This is a genomic window from Streptomyces sp. NBC_01474, assembly GCF_035918215.1.
GTDB lineage: Bacteria > Actinomycetota > Actinomycetes > Streptomycetales > Streptomycetaceae > Streptomyces > Streptomyces aureus.
The window spans coordinates 180,018-195,443 of the sequence record NZ_CP109449.1 but is presented as its reverse complement, the minus strand read 5'-3'; the positions used below and the strand labels follow the sequence as shown (position 1 = coordinate 195,443).

8 protein-coding genes and 2 pseudogenes are annotated in these 15,426 nt (G+C 68.5%); 7 read left to right on the top strand and 3 right to left on the bottom strand.

What is annotated here, in order from left to right; translation table 11 throughout:
• Nucleotides 1–41: 41 nt before the first annotated feature.
• The gene (locus tag OG758_RS00940; RefSeq protein ID WP_326708138.1) at nucleotides 42–1,211 is read left to right on the top strand and encodes an ROK family transcriptional regulator; all 1,170 of its coding nucleotides are present in this window, start codon (nucleotides 42–44) and stop codon (nucleotides 1,209–1,211) included.
• 157 nt (nucleotides 1,212–1,368) lie between these two features.
• Here OG758_RS00940 and OG758_RS00935 read toward each other — a convergent pair whose 3' ends face one another.
• The 3 genes from OG758_RS00935 to OG758_RS00925 all read right to left on the bottom strand — a co-directional run bounded on the left by OG758_RS00935 (nucleotide 1,369) and on the right by OG758_RS00925 (nucleotide 7,231).
• Entirely contained in the window at nucleotides 1,369–1,605 is a 237-nt protein-coding gene (locus OG758_RS00935; protein ID WP_266569678.1) for a LuxR C-terminal-related transcriptional regulator, read from the bottom strand.
• A 300-nt stretch (nucleotides 1,606–1,905) separates the two neighbouring features.
• Nucleotides 1,906–5,805 carry a ThuA domain-containing protein gene (locus OG758_RS00930; RefSeq protein WP_326708137.1) on the bottom strand — a complete coding sequence of 1,300 codons (3,900 nt, stop codon included), beginning with the start codon at nucleotides 5,803–5,805 and terminating at the stop codon, nucleotides 1,906–1,908.
• Between the two features lie 433 nt (nucleotides 5,806–6,238).
• A complete protein-coding gene (locus tag OG758_RS00925) occupies nucleotides 6,239–7,231 on the bottom strand; it encodes a multicopper oxidase domain-containing protein (protein ID WP_326708136.1) in 993 nt (330 codons plus the stop codon).
• A gap of 771 nt (nucleotides 7,232–8,002) precedes the next feature.
• On the opposite strand from OG758_RS00925, the pseudogene OG758_RS00920 reads away from it, so the two are divergent.
• From OG758_RS00920 to OG758_RS00900, 6 genes and pseudogenes are all read left to right on the top strand, one after another.
• Nucleotides 8,003–9,259: pseudogene (locus OG758_RS00920) on the top strand (OmpL47-type beta-barrel domain-containing protein); the annotation flags it as partial.
• Nucleotides 9,236–9,820 carry an OmpL47-type beta-barrel domain-containing protein gene (locus tag OG758_RS48755; RefSeq protein WP_442810407.1) on the top strand — a complete coding sequence of 195 codons (585 nt, stop codon included), beginning with the start codon at nucleotides 9,236–9,238 and terminating at the stop codon, nucleotides 9,818–9,820. The pseudogene OG758_RS00920 and the gene OG758_RS48755, both read left to right, overlap by 24 nt.
• Before the next feature lie 398 nt (nucleotides 9,821–10,218).
• Nucleotides 10,219–11,400: an ROK family protein gene (locus OG758_RS00915; protein WP_326708135.1), complete on the top strand. Its 1,182-nt coding sequence runs from the start codon at nucleotides 10,219–10,221 to the stop codon at nucleotides 11,398–11,400.
• Between the two features lie 88 nt (nucleotides 11,401–11,488).
• Nucleotides 11,489–12,743: pseudogene (locus OG758_RS00910) on the top strand (Gfo/Idh/MocA family protein).
• A gap of 897 nt (nucleotides 12,744–13,640) precedes the next feature.
• Entirely contained in the window at nucleotides 13,641–14,444 is an 804-nt protein-coding gene (locus tag OG758_RS00905) for a ThuA domain-containing protein (protein ID WP_326708134.1), read from the top strand.
• A gap of 99 nt (nucleotides 14,445–14,543) precedes the next feature.
• Nucleotides 14,544–15,257, top strand: a complete 714-nt coding sequence (locus tag OG758_RS00900) for a hypothetical protein (protein WP_326708133.1) — start codon at nucleotides 14,544–14,546, stop codon at nucleotides 15,255–15,257.
• The last annotated feature ends 169 nt before the right edge of the window (nucleotides 15,258–15,426 follow it).

Below are 15,426 nucleotides of genomic sequence, written 5' to 3'. Positions count from 1 at the left end.
TGGGCGGGCGAGCAGTGCCTGCCATCAGGAGGTGAGCGAATGTGAGCCTCCGGTACGAGCTGCTCACTGTGCTGCGAGACCACGGGCCGCTGTCACGCGCCCAGTTGGCCGGCCGGCTCGAGGTGCCGCGTCGGCGCCTGCTGGCCGAGCTCGACCACCTGGTGGAGGCGGGGAGAGTCGTGGAGGCGGAGTCCGCTGGCCCCCGCCGAGGACGCCGCTCCACGCTCGTGAAACTGGACCCTGGCCTGCGCTTCGCGGCGGTCGACCTCGACGCCCGCTCGGTCGGCGTCGAAGTCACGGACGGCTGCCTGCGGGCGGTGGCGTCGTACAGCGAGCACTGCGACATCCGTACCGGTCCGGTGAACGTGCTGGGACGGGTGACGCAGATCCTGGAGAAGATGCGCGCTCAGGGCCACTTCACGCAGCTGGACGCCATCGGGATCGGTCTGCCCGGCCCGGTGAGTTTTTGTGAGGGCGTCCCCGTCTCCCCGCCGATCATGCCGGGGTGGGACCGCCATCCGGTCCGTGATGTGCTGTCCGGCGAACATGGCTGCCCCGTCGCCGTCGACAACGACGTGAATGTGATGACTCTGGGCGAGCAGCACAGCGGCGTCGCCCGGACCGTCGACAACCTGATCTTCGTCAAGATCGGCAGCGGCGTCGGCTGCGGAATGCAGATCGCCGGCCGCATCTACCGTGGCGCCGCGGGCTGCGCCGGCGACATCGGCCACATCCAGGTCGACGCGGACGGCCCGGTCTGCTCCTGCGGGAACGTGGGCTGCCTGGAGGCGCTCTTCAGTCAGGAGGCGCTTGCGCGCCACGCCGAGTCGGCCGCGGACGACGGCCGGTCCCTGCTGCTGGCGGAGCTGCTGGCGGCGAAGGGCTGTCTCACCGCGCGCGATGTCGCCGATGGCGCGGCCGCCGGTGACGCCGTCTGCATCGGCATTGTCCGGGCCGGCGGACGGCAGGTCGGCCAGGTGCTCGCCGGGCTGGTGAGCTTCATGAACCCGTCCATGATTGTCATCGGCGGTGACCTCGCCGATCTCGGGCACATCCTGCTCGCTGAGCTCCGCAGCGTCGTCTACCAGCGGTCGTTGCCGCTGGCCACCGGCGACCTGCCGATGGTGCTGTCCGAACTGGGCGCCCGCGCCGGGGTCGTCGGCGCCGCCGTGCTGGCCAGTGAACTGGCCTACGGCAGCCCTGTGAGCTGACCCCCCCAATCGTCCCGTCCGCGGCACCCGTCCGGCAAGCGGTCGCGCCCCACCCGCGACCGGCCATTACCTTTTCGCGCCCTGCCGCATCCCTCGAGGGGCGCGGCAGCGCGCGAAAAGGTATGGCGCGTGGACTTCAAGAGCCCCCGGGGGGAGGTCAGATCAGCCTGCGCCGTGCTGCCCAGGCGACGGCCTCGATGACGCTGCTGACGCCTATCTTGTCGCACACACCTCGGCAACGTCTGCGCACTGTGCGGGGGCAGACGTTGAGCCGCCGGGCGACGGACTCGATAGGCAGACCGGTCGCCAGCAGCGACAGCAGGTGCACCTCGTCTCGGTGCAGACCCGCGTTGTTGGGGGGCCGCCGTTCTGTCTCGTAGCTGAGCGTGGACACTTCCGTCCTCCTTTGCCGAGTGCGGTCGGCAGGGAACGCGGGGAAGGCCACCGCCCTGATAGGAGGCCAGAACCCGTGATGACCGCGGAGTCCGTCAAATCGCTATCACGTTTCAAGTAGCTCGGGGTCCGGGTTTGATGGGCCATACACGAAAAATTACCTCTGCTTCATTGAATCGTTCCATGGCGTGATGGACGGCCCGGGAGGCCCGTCACCGCCGCACGGGTGCGCGTCGGCCGTCGCCCAGCGCAGAACCGGGCCCGGGACAGCCGCCCCGAGCCCGGCGCCGGTCGCTCCTTGCTACAGGTTCCGCACCCGGATGTTGCGGAACTCGATCAGGTCGTTGTCACTGTGGTTCTGCAGACCCACGTATCCGCTGAAGAACTGACGCAGGTCCGTGGGCGGATCGCCCGCACGCGACGACGACTTGCCGGGCGTGTTGTCGAACTCCTTGATCACTACGCCGTTGCGGATGATCGTGTAGTGCTGTCCGACGACCCGGATCTCGTAGTCGTTCCACTGTTCCTTCGGGGTGACCTTCGCGTGGGCCAGGTCGTTCGGATCGAAGTTGTAGACGGAGCCGGTCTTTTGGGGCTCACCGCTGTCGCCGTCGTAGATCTGGATCTCGTTTCCGCAGTAGATCGCCACCCACTCCGGGGCGGTGCGAGCCGCTCCCGTCGTGCTGCAGCCCTCAGGCCGCTTGTCCAGCGGCGTCCGCGGATCGGGGAACCTCACGAAGACACCGCTGTTGGCCTGGTGGCCCTCCGGAGCGACATCCCGGAACTGCAGCCGGATCGAGTAGTCCTTGAACTCCTGCTTGCTGTACCACAGCATTCCCATGCCGCCGGAGCTGTGCAGGGTGCCGTCCGGCAGGAGTGAGAACTGCCCTGCGCCCGCTTGGCTCCATCCGGCCAGACTCGACGCGGATCCGTCGAAGATGGACTTGTAGCCGGGTGTCTTGCCGATGGGCGACTTGGCGCCTTCCTTGCTGATCGTCGCCGCCTCGTGGTTGTCGAGGACACCGTCCTTGCGGAACTGGTCCACCAGACCGTTGAGGTAGCTGACGAACGCGCCGTGGTTCGGCCAGGCGCCCTCGTCGTCGATCAGGTCGTTGACCGTGCAGCCGCCGCCGACCTTGTGGTTGGCCACACCGGTGTCGCTGTCGAGCAGCCAGACGTTGGCACGGGCGTCGGGCGCCGTGCAGCCCGCTGTCCCGTCGATCTTGCCGGTGGACTGCTCGCCGTTGGCGTAGGTCACCTTCAGGGTGGCGTGGTAGGTGCCGTAGGAGGCGTAGGTGTGCGTGGGGTTGGCCTCGTGGGACGGCTGGCTGCCGTCACCGAAGTCCCACTCCCAGGAGACGCCGCCCGCCTTCGCGGCCGAGAACTGGATCGTCCGCGGCTTGCTCTGGGCGACCGGGCGACCGGAGGCGTCGCTCGGGTTCGGCGTGGCCGGGCCACCGTGGTAGGCGACGCGGACCAGCTTCTGGTTCGGGTCCAGGCTGAAGAAGCCGCCGGCGTAGTCGAGCATGTAGAGCGCGCCGTCCGGGCCGAACTTGGCGTCCATCCAGCTCTGGATCTTGTTGTCCCCGATGCCGCCGGGGAGGATCCGGCGCAGGTCCTCGCCGAATTCCGGCTTGGACTGGGCCTTGACGTCGTCCGGGGTGACGGTGACCGCGGCACGGTTGTTGGCGTTGGACTCGTCACCGATGAACCACTTGTTGTCCCAGTACGCGGGCCAGGCGACACCGCTCTTGGTGTCGACCTCCGAGCGGTGGTAGGTCGGGCCGTCCATGATGGCCTGGCCGCCGCCCTTGAGGTACGGCTCGGTGTACTTCTCGTCGCTCTTCGCGTATGTGGGCAGTCCGCTGCCGTCACTGCGCTGCGGGTAGACCACGCCGCCGCCCTGCGGCGAATACCAGATCATGTTGCTGCGGATCGGCGGGAGGTCGACCAGCCCGGTGTTGCGGGGCGAGGTGTTCTTCGGGTGGTCGCAGTCGTACCAGCCGGTGAGCACACTCGCGTCGGTGTTGCTGCGGTCACGGTAGGGCTGCTTGTTGCCCATGCAGTACGGCCAGCCCTGGTTGCCCGCGGAGGTGATGATGCTCGCGGTCTCGTACTTGGCCGGGCCGAGCTCCGGGTCCGGCGTCGGCGCGTCGGGGCCGACCCAGGCCGCGGTCAGCCAGTTGTTGGACTTGTCCCACGAGATCCGCGCGATGTTGCGGACGCCCATGACGTAGATCTCCGGACGGGTCTTGCCGCCCCCTTCCTCCTTGCCGGTGAACAGATTGCCCTTGGGGATCGTGTACGTGCCGTCGGCCTCGGGGTGGATCCGCAGGATCTTGCCGTTGAGGTCATTGGTGTTGCCGGCCGTGCGGCGGGCGTCCTGGAAGGACAGGCCCTGGTAGTCCTTGGTCCAGTTGTTCCCGGAGTAGCCGGCACCGGCGCCCTGCGAGGAGTTGTCGTCACCGACACCGACGTAGAGGTTGCCATCGTTGTCGAAGGTCATGCCGCCGCCCGTGTGGCAGCAGCTGTGGATCTGAGCGGTCCAGTGCAGCAGGTCCTTGCGGGTGCTCTTGTCGATGGACTGGCTCTTCAAGTCGTAGGTAAGCCGGGAGACGGTGCGCTGCCCCGTCTGCTTGTCCCGGTCGACCGACTCGTGCGGCATCCAGTAGACGTAGATCCAGCCGTTCTGCTCGAACTTGGGGTCGAGCGTGATGCCGACCAGACCTTCCTCGTTCTTGACCAGCTCGTCGCCGCTGCCGCGGTTGCCCATCACGTCGAGTGTGGTGAGCAGTTTGACCTGCTTGGTCTTGGGGTCCCACTGGTGGATCGTGCCGCAGCCCAGGCCCACCTTGGGGTCGTTCCAGTCGGAGATCGGACCGCTCGGGCATGCCGCCTTGCCGATGTAGAAGCTCTTGCCGTCGGGCGCCACCGTCAGTCCGTGCGGCTCGCCGATCTGGTCGAGCTGGCCCGCCTGGTTCTTGCCCGTGAGCCGATCGACCGAGTAGTTCGACGCGATGGTCGCCTGGCAGTCGCCGCGGACCATGCCGGTCGTCCACTCGATGGCGCCGAGCAGATGACTCTGGAACTTGGTGTCCGAGGTGTAGCTGTCCTCGGTGCGGCCCATGCCGGTGTAGAACGACCGACCGCCGTCGTAGTCCCGGCACCAGGAGATGGGGTGGAAGGCGCCGTTGCCCGCCGGCCCGGGGTCGTAGGAGTTCTCCTCGACCTGGGCGACCGTCTGGACGTTGCCGTCGGGGTTCGGGTCCCAGTTCATCCACTGGTCGGACCGGGTCCACTTCAGCGGCAGGCCCTTGTTCGCCGGGTGCTGGCGGTCTGTGACGTCCACGACCGCCTGCTGCACCTTGGTCTCCGGCGCGGGCGCCGGGTTGGCGCCGAACAGCCGTAGCTCGGCCAACTGAGTAAGCGGCTCACCGGAGTTGGCGGTGATGTTCAGTCGGTAGTACTGATAGGTGGTGGTGTTGGAGAACTTGTACTGCTTGGACTGGGCGCGGTCCGCGAAGCTCTGGCCGCTCTGGGTGTCCAGCGCCTTCCAGGTGTCCCCGTCCTGCGAGCCCTGAAGGGTCCAGTCCTTGGGGTCACGGCCGGCAGAGTCGTTGGCCGACGTCAGCGAGTACTGGGCCACCGCGACGGGGTGGTCCATCTTCGCCGTGACCCAGGCCGTGGGCTGGTGAGCCAGCCACTTGGTCGTGTTGCTGCCGTCGAACAGATTGGCCTTCGTCTCGTTCGGCGGGTTGTCGTCGCTTGCCGTGACCTCCGCCACCTTCTCGGAAGCGGGCAGGCCGGAGGCCGGCCGCGTGCCGATCAGGCCGGTGAACCAGCTGGATGAGGCATCCGCGCGCGCGGCGTCGTGAACGCCGACAAAGCCGCCGCCGCCCTTGATGTAGGCCTGGAACGCAGATTCCTCTTCGGAGGTGAGGGACACACCCTCGGCCGACAGGAAGACCACGCCGCGGTAGCGGGCCAGGCTGTCGGTGGTGATGACGCCCGGATCATCCGACTCGTCCACCGAGAAGCCGTTCTTCTGACCCAGTTCCCTGATCGCCGAGGTGGCGGAGGCGACCGGGTCGTCCTGCTTGTCGGCTGGTCCGTGGAAGACGAGGACCTTCACCGAGGCTTCGGCGGCGGCGCTTTGGGCCTCGGGGGCAGCGGTCTGCTGCGGCTGCGCTTGTGCCTGCATGGCGGGCAGTGACAGTCCCAGTGCCAGCGCCGAACTGGACAGCAGGACGACCGCGCGCCGCCAGGGGCGCGCATGACGGAAGGTTCGCACAGGACTCGACGGCGGTGCTCCGCTCCGTCGTGACAGTGCGAACCGGTTTCTTCGGCCCATATGTGCTCCTTGACTCGATCCGACAACGGAAGAGTGGTCAGGGGTGGAGCAGGGCTGCCGCACGGGCCCCGACCGGCATACGCCGGGTGAGGCGGGTCCGACCGGCCATCAGGACGTCCGGAGATGGCCGGGATTTTGATGCCGGTGAGGGCGCGGACGCCCCGGGTCCTCACGGCCCACGGCCGACCGGCGGCAGGGTGGTACACGCCCGTAAGACCGTCCGGCCAGGTGTGACGGGCGTGGCTTGTGGGGTGGGGGTGGCGGGACGGACGACACCGACGGCTCACATGCCAGGCATGTCGTGCATGTCATGTGAGCCGGCCATGCCGCCGGGAACCGTGCCGTCGGCCTCGGTCACCATGAAGACCCCGGACATGCCCATGTCCGAGTGGCTCTGGACGTGGCAGTGGTACATCCAGTGGCCCGCGCCGACCCGTTCGCCGGCGATCACCTGGAACCCGAAGGAGTCCGCGGGGCCGGTGGTCTTGGTGTCGATGACCCGGCTGACGTCCTGCGGACCCTCCAGGATCCCGGTGCGGTTGTCCACCCAGCGGTGGCCGTGGACGTGGAAGGTGTGGAAGAAGTCCCCGTGGGTGACCACGATGAACTCCACCCGCTCTCCGCGGACGGCCTTGAAGGTGGGAGTGTCGGGAGCGACCTTGTTGTTGATCGTCATGTCGTTGAAGACGACCGTGAACTGCTTGGCAGGCAACACATCGCCCTTGCGCCGCACCACCACGGGGCCGTACAGGCCCTTGCGGATACCGCCGGTGCCGTGTTCGGTTCCCACATTGTGGTCGTGGTAGTGCCAGTAGCCGGCGCTTCCGGCCTCCCACGTACCGTCGTGGCGCTTGCCCGGAGCGTGGGTACGCCAGACATAGGTGCGCCGCTCGCCCGGCTGGATGACGCTGTCGTTCATCTTCGTGCCGTCGCTGGCGACGTCGTAGTCCAGGCCGTGCACGTGCAGGCTGGCGGCGACGTCGAGGTTGTTGACCACCTCGATGTTCATCGTGTCGCCCTCGGTCAGCTCGATGAGCGGGCCCGGAACCGTCGCCTGGCCGGGGTTGAGGCCGTAGCCCATGTCCCCGTTCGGCAGTTTCTCCATGTACAGCGTCAGGTTGCGGACTTCGCCGCCGTTGCCTTTCGCGGTCGGCTTGTCCATGGGTGCGGCGGCGGTGCTGCCGAGCACGGCGGGGACGACGGCCGCCGCCATGGTTTTGGTGGCGAACGATCTCCGGGAGAAGAGGCGTCGCGTGCCTGCGCCTGAGTCGGTCATCGCTCTCCAATCCGCGACAGGCCTGGGGGTGCCTGAAAGTCTTGTGTGATCGTGAGGTGTGCCGCCCGGGCAACACAGCATCCGTACGCGGCGGTTTGTGGTGGTGCGCCGGGCGTTCGGCCCCGCGGGGCCACATAGAAGGCCGGTGGATCGGGCTCGGGTCCGGGCCGTCCGGCCGGCCGATGTGTCGGCCTGCCGAGACCGGCTCGCTAGGGAGACGGACTGCGCCTGAGAACGGCCTCACGGTAACGGGGCTTCTGCAGTTTTTCCAGACTCAGGTCAAAGTTGGTCGGACTGTGGTCATAGACCTTGGCGAGCCATCAAAAGGACGCTAGCTTCCCCTCGTTGCTGCAATCCGGGGGAGGTGGGTGAACCACGCGCGAGCCCGCGGCGCTACCGCTCCGGCACAAAGTGGAGCGCACCCCGCTCGTTCGTGTGTGACCGCGACCGTTCGCCGTCGTCCCGCCCCGGTGATCACTCCCAGCGCCCTGCTCGCATCGCCCCGTTGAGTTCAGGGCGCCGGTCAGGCTGACGGACTGTGTGCCACCGCCGCCCCGGACCGAGTTCCGCGGCGGCACCCGGCCGGACGGGCCCCGACGCGGTTGTCCCGGCGGCCGGTCGTCCACCCGGCGGTACCGCGAAGCAACCCCTGCGCGGTACCGCAACAAGCGATTCGCGAAAGGTGCAGCGGTGTTCAGAAGACTGCTCCATGCCCAGACGGATCCGCCTCCCTCCAGATCCGCGCCACGTAGCCGGTTCGGCACGCGCCCATTGCTGGTGGTGTTGGGGGCTGTGCTGATCACGGCCTTCTCGTTGGCTGCGCCGGCCGCCTACGCGGCCCTCGGCCGCGCCGACGCCACGGCCCAGGTGCTCACCTGGACGGCCGGCGACGGATACACGGGCTATGTCTCCGCCCCCACCACCGCGGTGGCCGGGCCGGCGACGATCGTGTTCGAGAACAGCGCGGCGACCGGCAACACGACGGGGATGCCGCACACGTTGACGTTCGACACCTCCAACCCCGACTACAACACCGACGTCAGCCTCAACATCCAGGCGAGCCCGTCGGACTCGAGCGCAGGCAAGCACACGGCCCAGGTCACCCTGACCCCCGGCGTCTACCGCTACTACTGCGCGATGCCGGGTCACATCATGTCGGGCGAACTGACCGTCACCGCAGGCTCCGGGCAAGACACGACTGCGCCGGATACGTCTGCGTCGGTGTCGGGTACGAAGGACGCGTCGGGTGACTACGTTTCCAGTGCGACGGTGACGGTGTCGGCTTCGGACGCGGAGTCGGGGGTGGACAAGATCGAGTACGCGGTCGACGGTGGGGCTTTTGCGGCTTACTCCGCTCCGGTGCAGGTGAGTAGCGTGGGTGAGCATGCGGTGGCGTACCGGGCGACGGACAAGGCTGGTAACACCTCTGCGGTGAAGTCGGTGTCGTTCACGGTGGTGGCGTCTTCGCCCGCGGATACGACTGCGCCGGATACCTCTGCGTCGGTGTCGGGTACGAAGGACGCGTCGGGTGACTACGTTTCCAGTGCGACGGTGACGGTGTCGGCTTCGGACGCGGAGTCGGGGGTGGACAAGATCGAGTACGCGGTCGACGGTGGGGCTTTTGCGGCTTACTCCGCTCCGGTGCAGGTGAGTAGCGTGGGTGAGCATGCGGTGGCGTACCGGGCGACGGACAAGGCTGGTAACACCTCTGCGGTGAAGTCGGTGTCGTTCACGGTGGTGGCGTCTTCGCCCGCGGATACGACTGCGCCGGATACCTCTGCGTCGGTGTCGGGTACGAAGGACGCGTCGGGTGACTACGTTTCCAGTGCGACGGTGACGGTGTCGGCTTCGGACGCGGAGTCGGGGGTGGACAAGATCGAGTACGCGGTCGACGGTGGGGCTTTTGCGGCTTACTCCGCTCCGGTGCAGGTGAGTAGCGTGGGTGAGCATGCGGTGGCGTACCGGGCGACGGACAAGGCTGGTAACACCTCTGCGGTGAAGTCGGTGTCGTTCACGGTGGTGGCGTCTTCGCCCGCGGATACGACTGCGCCGGATACCTCTGCGTCGGTGTCGGGTACGAAGGACGCGTCGGGTGACTACGTCTCCGGTGCGACGGTGACGGTGTCGGCTTCGGACTCCGGTTCGGGGGTGGACAAGGTCGAGTACTCGCTCGACGGCGGCCCCTATTTGCCATACACCGCGCCGGTGGCGGTGGACAGGGCGGGGAGCCACACCTTCCTGTACCGGGCCACCGACAAGGCCGGCAACACGTCCACGGCCAAGTCGCTGTCCCTCACCGTCGTCGACAGCAAGCCGCCCACCAACTGCCCGGAGACGGACGCTCGTGCCACGGTGTTCGTCGGCTCGGTCAACACGGGCATCCCGAACCGCGTCACGGCAAACGGCTGCACCATAAACGAGCTGATCGAGGATCACCGGTCCTGGAGCAGTCACGGCGGATTCGTCTCGCACGTCGAGCACATCGTGGCGGCCCTCCGGCACGAGGGCGTCGTCGACCAACGGGAGGCGGGTCAGATCAAGAAGGCCGCCGGCCGTTCCGACGTCGGCAAGCCGCACACCCAGCCGTGAATCGGTGAGGTGCTCACGGGGGCGAACGTCCCCGCCTGATCCGTGAGGGCTCGCCAGATCTCAACGAACTTCTGCCGCGCCCGCACGGACGACTCGACAGCACAGCAGCAGGCCCGATGGGTTGGAGCCGGCCGGCTCCAACCCATCGGGCCTGCCCGCTTTCCGCGGCCGCCGCCAGGCCCTCTCCGGCGGGCACAGTGCAGACCTGAGCCCGGCACGCGCGCCGGCGGCGGCTACTTCAAATCGGCTTTGTCCATTGCGAGATGAAAGTACAACCGACTGCTGCACAAGTTCTTTCGTGTTCGGCACCACGGTGCTACGGTCCTCAGGAAAGTCGCCCCCGAAGTTCCGGGTGTGCGTACGACTTCGTCGACGACGGGAGGGGCGGCGTGAGGCGTATGACGGCTCGACCGGCCAATGTCGACCAGGCCAGGCTGCTCCGCCTGCTGCGCGACCTCGGTCCGCAGTCCCGCGTCGCTCTGGGAGACCAGGTCGAACTGTCGCGTTCCAAGCTCGCTGTCGAGATCGAACGGCTGCTGGAGACGGGCCTCGTCGTCCAGGACGGTCTCGCCGCTTCCCGTGGCGGCCGCCGCTCGCACAACGTCCGGATAGCCCCCTCGCTGCGCTTCCTCGGCGTGGACATAGGTGCCACCTCCGTGGACGCCGCGGTCACCAACGCGGAGCTGGAGGTGCTCGGCCACCTGTCCGAGCCGCTGGACGTGCGTGAGGGCCCGGTCGCCGTGTTCGAGCGGGTGCTCGCTCTGGCCGCCAAGCTGCGTGAGGCGGGGCTGGCGGAGCACTTCGACGGCGCCGGGATCGGCGTGCCGGGACCCGTCCGGTTCCCCGAGGGCGTCCCCGTCGCACCGCCGATCATGCCCGGCTGGGACGGTTTCCCCATCCGCGAGGTGCTGAGTCAGGAGCTCGGCTGCCCCGTCCTCGTCGACAACGACGTGAACCTGATGGCCCTGGGTGAGCAGCAGGCCGGTGTCGCCCGCTCCGTACGCGACTTCCTGTGCGTCAAGGTCGGCACCGGCATCGGCTGCGGCATCGTGGTCGCCGGCGATGTCCACCGGGGTGTCACCGGAAGTGCCGGCGACATCGGCCACATCCAGGTGGACCCGGACGGGTCGCCGTGCGCTTGCGGCAACACCGGTTGCCTGGAGGCGCACTTCGGCGGCAACGCCCTGGTGCGTGACGCGACCGCGCTCGCCCAGGCGGGCCGATCGGCGGAGTTGGCCGGGCGGCTCGAGGCGATGGGGCGACTGACCCCCGAAGACGTGTCGGCAGCCGCCGGCGCCGGGGACACCGCCTCCCTGGAACTGATCCGCCTCGGCGGAACCCGTACCGGTCAGGTCATCGCGGGCCTGGTCAGCTTCTTCAACCCCGGCATGGTGGTCATCGGGGGAGGGCTCACCGGGCTGGGGCACACCCTCCTGGCGAGCATCCGCACCCAGGTCTACCGGCAGTCCCTGCCGTTGGCGACCGGCAACCTGCCGATCGTCCTCGGCGAGCTCGGCCAGGTCGCAGGCGTCGTCGGGGCCACCCGACTGATCAGCGACCACATCTTCTCACCGTCCTGACGCGCCAGCGCGGCCGGAATCCGTTCCCGCGAACGGACGCGTTCCCGTGTCCGTTCCCTGCGCCCACACGCATCCTTGAGGAGCGCCTATGGACAGTCAGAACGGCTCGCCCGCGATCGGGGTGGGCATGGTCGGATACGCCTTCACGGGCCGCGCGCACTCACATGCCTGGCGTGCCGTCGCCTGCGCGTTCGACCTGCCCATGCGCCCGATCATGGCTGCCCTCGCCGGACGTGAGCAAGCGGCGTTGGAAGAGGCCGCCCGGCGTCAGGTCTGGGCCGCCACCGAGACCGACTGGCGGGCCTTGATCGCCCGCCCCGATGTGCAGTTGGTGGACATCTGCACCCCTGGCTCCAGTCACGCCGAGATTGCGATCGCGGCGCTGGAGGCAGGCAAGCACGTGCTCTGCGAGAAGCCGCTCGCCAACTCCGTCGAGGAGGCGGAGACGATGGCTGCTGCCGCCGCCACTGCCTCGCGTCGCGGCGTGCGTTCCATGGTGGGGCTCAGCTACCGGCGCACACAGGCGCTCGCCATGGCCCGTCGGCTGATCGTCGAGGGCCGCCTCGGCAGCCTGCGCCACGTACGTGCGCAGTATCTGCAGGACTGGATCGTGGATCCGGAGTTTCCGCTGGTGCGGCGGCTGCAGCGCGAGCACGCCGGCTCCGGCGCGCTGGGCGACCTCGGCGCACGCATCGTCGACCTCGCCCAGTATCTCGTCGGGGATCAGCTGTCGGGAGTGTCGGCCCTGACCGAGACGTTCGTCCGCGAACGCCCGCTGCGCGGTGTCCTCCGGGCTCGCGGCCGTCGTCGACGGTTCGACGCCGCGCGGCCCCGTCACGGTGGACGACGCAGCGTTGTTCACCGGGCGGTTCCCCGGCGGCGCCGTCGCGTCCTTCGAGGCCACGCGGGTCGCCGCCGGCCGTAAGAACGCGCTGCGCATCGAGATCAACGGCGACCGCGGCAGCATCGCCTTCGATCTGGAGCGCCTCAACGAACTGGACTTCCACGACCACACCCAGGCGGCCGCGACGGCGGGCTTCCGCCGGATCCTGGTCACCGAACCCGACCATCCCTATCTCGAGGGGTGGTGGCCGGTCGGTCACGGACTCGGCTACGACCACACCTTCGTGCATCAGGCACGCGATCTGCTGCAGGCCATCATCGAGGACCGGGACCCCGAGCCGTCCTTCGCCGACGGACTGCAGGTGCAGCGGGTGCTGGCCGCGGTGGAGCGCAGCGCCGAGAACGGCAGCGTGTGGACGCCCGTCGAGCCCGAGAAGGTCTCGCAGGAGAACCTGCCGCTGGCCTCCGGTGCCGACGACACCCTCGCGGTCGCTCCCTGACCGTGCTCCGCGAAGCCGGCCGCCCCGCGGCCCCACCGACGCGTGGCCGGGACCGCATAGCCGGACGCCCGCAACCGATGTTCACGCTCCATCCACGAAAAGGAGGATTCCAAGGAACTCCTGATGGAAATCCGACCGGTCGAACAACTTTCATTCCCCGGCCGAAAAGGCCGGAGTCGACTCACCGGTGTCAGCCCGAACGGCAGTCGCCGGTAAATGCCGGGGCACATTCGACCATGCGCTCCGGTAATACCCGCCTGCCTCGGTACGGGGCTCGCGCGTCCTTCGCGTGAGGAGTCCCGCAAGTCGTCGGGCGCATGGCCTGCCGACCCTTACCGAACTCAAGCTTTCCAGGCCAGAGGTAGGAGGGTGGACGGTCCGGCATCCCGCCGCACCGGTGAACGCATACGAAGTCCCCGACATTCCAGCCGTGCGCCGTCACTCATTGCCCAAAACTGTTACACCCGTTGCCGCTTCCGGCCACGAAGGGCACGAGCGGTTCGCGAACCCTTTTCAAACAACGCTGTGAGAACTACCTTCCTCTCAGCCCTCCGGGCTACAGGAAGCGGACTGTTCCGGAAAACCTGCACGGACGCACGGACTCACCAGTAAACACCGACCGTCACCACAGCAGTTCCCCCGAGGAAAAGCGCCAGGGATCCACGACCGGCCTCAGACCCCGGATCCCCGCCCACGAAACATGGCAGCCCTCAGGAGCCTCCTCACCGAGGTCGTCCGCGAGGAGCCAACTGATCAGCGAGATCGACAAGTCGACGAACCCCCATGTGGTCTTCCAGAGGCCGGCGCCGTGACCAAGGAGAACGTCGACCAGCACCTGCCCGGCGCCTTCAGCTGATCCAGCACCCCCGTCCCCGGAAATCAGGTCACGAAAGGTTGATGATGTCCCGTAGAGGTATCGTTGCGCTGCTGTCGGCGGCCGCTCTGGCCCTGCCGCTCGCGGCCACCAGCGCCACCACCGCACACGCCGCTTCACCGGCGTTCAAAGTGCTGGTGTTCTCCAAGACCACCGGCTACCGGCACGACTCCATCCCCGACGGCATCGCGGCCGTCGAGAAGCTCGGCCAGGAGAACGGCTTCACGGTGGACACCACCGAGGACGCCACCCAATTCAACGACGCAAACCTGGCGAAGTACCAGTCGGTCGTCTTCATCTCCACCACCGGCGACCCGCTGGACCAGCAGTCCGAGAAGGACGCCTTCCAGCACTACATCGAGAACGGCGGCGGCTTCGTCGGCATCCACGCCGCCGCCGACTCCGGGTACACCTGGTCCTGGTACGGCGGCCTGGTCGGCGCGTACTTCCTGGACCACCCGTCGATCCAGCAGGCGACCGTGAACGTCGCGGGCCGGGGCACCCCCGCCACCAAGGACCTGCCGAACCGCTGGACCCGCACCGACGAGTGGTACAACTACCGCTCCAACCCCCGCTCCGCCGTGCGCGTCCTGGCCACGTTGGACGAGAGGACGTACAACCCGGTCGGCTACTCCGGCGGCTCGATGGGCGCCGACCACCCCATCGCGTGGTGCCACCCGTACGACGGCGGCCGGTCCTTCTACACCGGCATGGGCCACACGAAGGAGAGCTACACCGACCCGCTGTTCCTGTCGCACATTCTCGGCGGCATCAAGATGACGGCCGGCGCGGCGAAGTTCAACTGCGACCCCGAAAGCACCGACTGACCGGCGGTACCGCCTCCCGGCACGCCCACCGTGCCGGGGGCGCGCCGGGCACGCGGGCTCCCGCCAGTCCGCCGGCACAGCACAGCGAAAGGACCCACCTTGCCGTCGTCAACGACCGTGCGCCGCCTCACCGCACCGGTAAGGCCGGGCGCCGCCGCCCACGGGGCCTTCCGCCACGGGCTGTTCGCCGGCGTCGGCGCCGTCCTCGGGCTGGCCCTGCTGGCGGGCCTGGTGGCCGCCCTGATGGGGGCGGGGCGTACGGCCTCGGCCGACCCGACCCGGCAGCTCGCCGACCGCGCCCGCGCCCAGGAAGCCGCCCGCAACGCCAAGCAGGTCAAGGCGCTCACCACACAGGCGAGAGACCTCGCCGCACGCCTGATGCCGGTGCTCGGGCAGATGGAGACGGCGATGCCGCACGAAGGGCGCGCACCCAGGGCCGCGGGAGCCGCTGAGGCCGGGCGGTGGAAGGCGGTGACGGCGGCGGCCGTCGCGGCCCTTGCCCACCCGCCGTCCGGGGACACCGGATACAACGTGGCCCGTTCCAACTTCTCCGCGGCCGTCCGCGCGCTGGACGGCGCCGTGGACTCCTACCGGCTGGCCCTCGGGGCACCCCCCTCCCTGAAGAAGCGGCTCGTCGCGGCGGCGGCCTCGCAGCGGGATCAGGGCATCGACGTCTGGTCGATCGGAGCCACCGAACTTGACGCGGTCGACGTCGACGCCGGCCTGGGGCACCAGCACGTCTTCCTGCAGGTCGCCCCCGACGGTCAGTCCTTGACGCCGGACGACGAGCCGGAGGGCAACCACAGCAGGTGACACCAACTACACCTGGTACTCCAACCGGCAGGTCGACAAGTGGCTGAAGGAAGGGACCACCGCCGCGACCGCGGACAAGGCATGTGCGGCCTTCACCTCCGCCAGAGCCACTCTCCGGGGTGACCACCCGGGGTCACCGGGCTCCTCCCTCCCCCGAGTGTTGCTCACA

Coding starts and splice junctions, on each gene's coding strand:
- OG758_RS00915 (WP_326708135.1), top strand. CDS start 10,219: ATGACGGCTCGACCGGCCAATGTCGACCAGGCCAGGCTGCTCCGCCTG.
- OG758_RS00905 (WP_326708134.1), top strand. CDS start 13,641: ATGATGTCCCGTAGAGGTATCGTTGCGCTGCTGTCGGCGGCCGCTCTG.
- OG758_RS00930 (WP_326708137.1), bottom strand. CDS start 5,805: ATGCAGGCACAAGCGCAGCCGCAGCAGACCGCTGCCCCCGAGGCCCAA.
- OG758_RS00925 (WP_326708136.1), bottom strand. CDS start 7,231: ATGACCGACTCAGGCGCAGGCACGCGACGCCTCTTCTCCCGGAGATCG.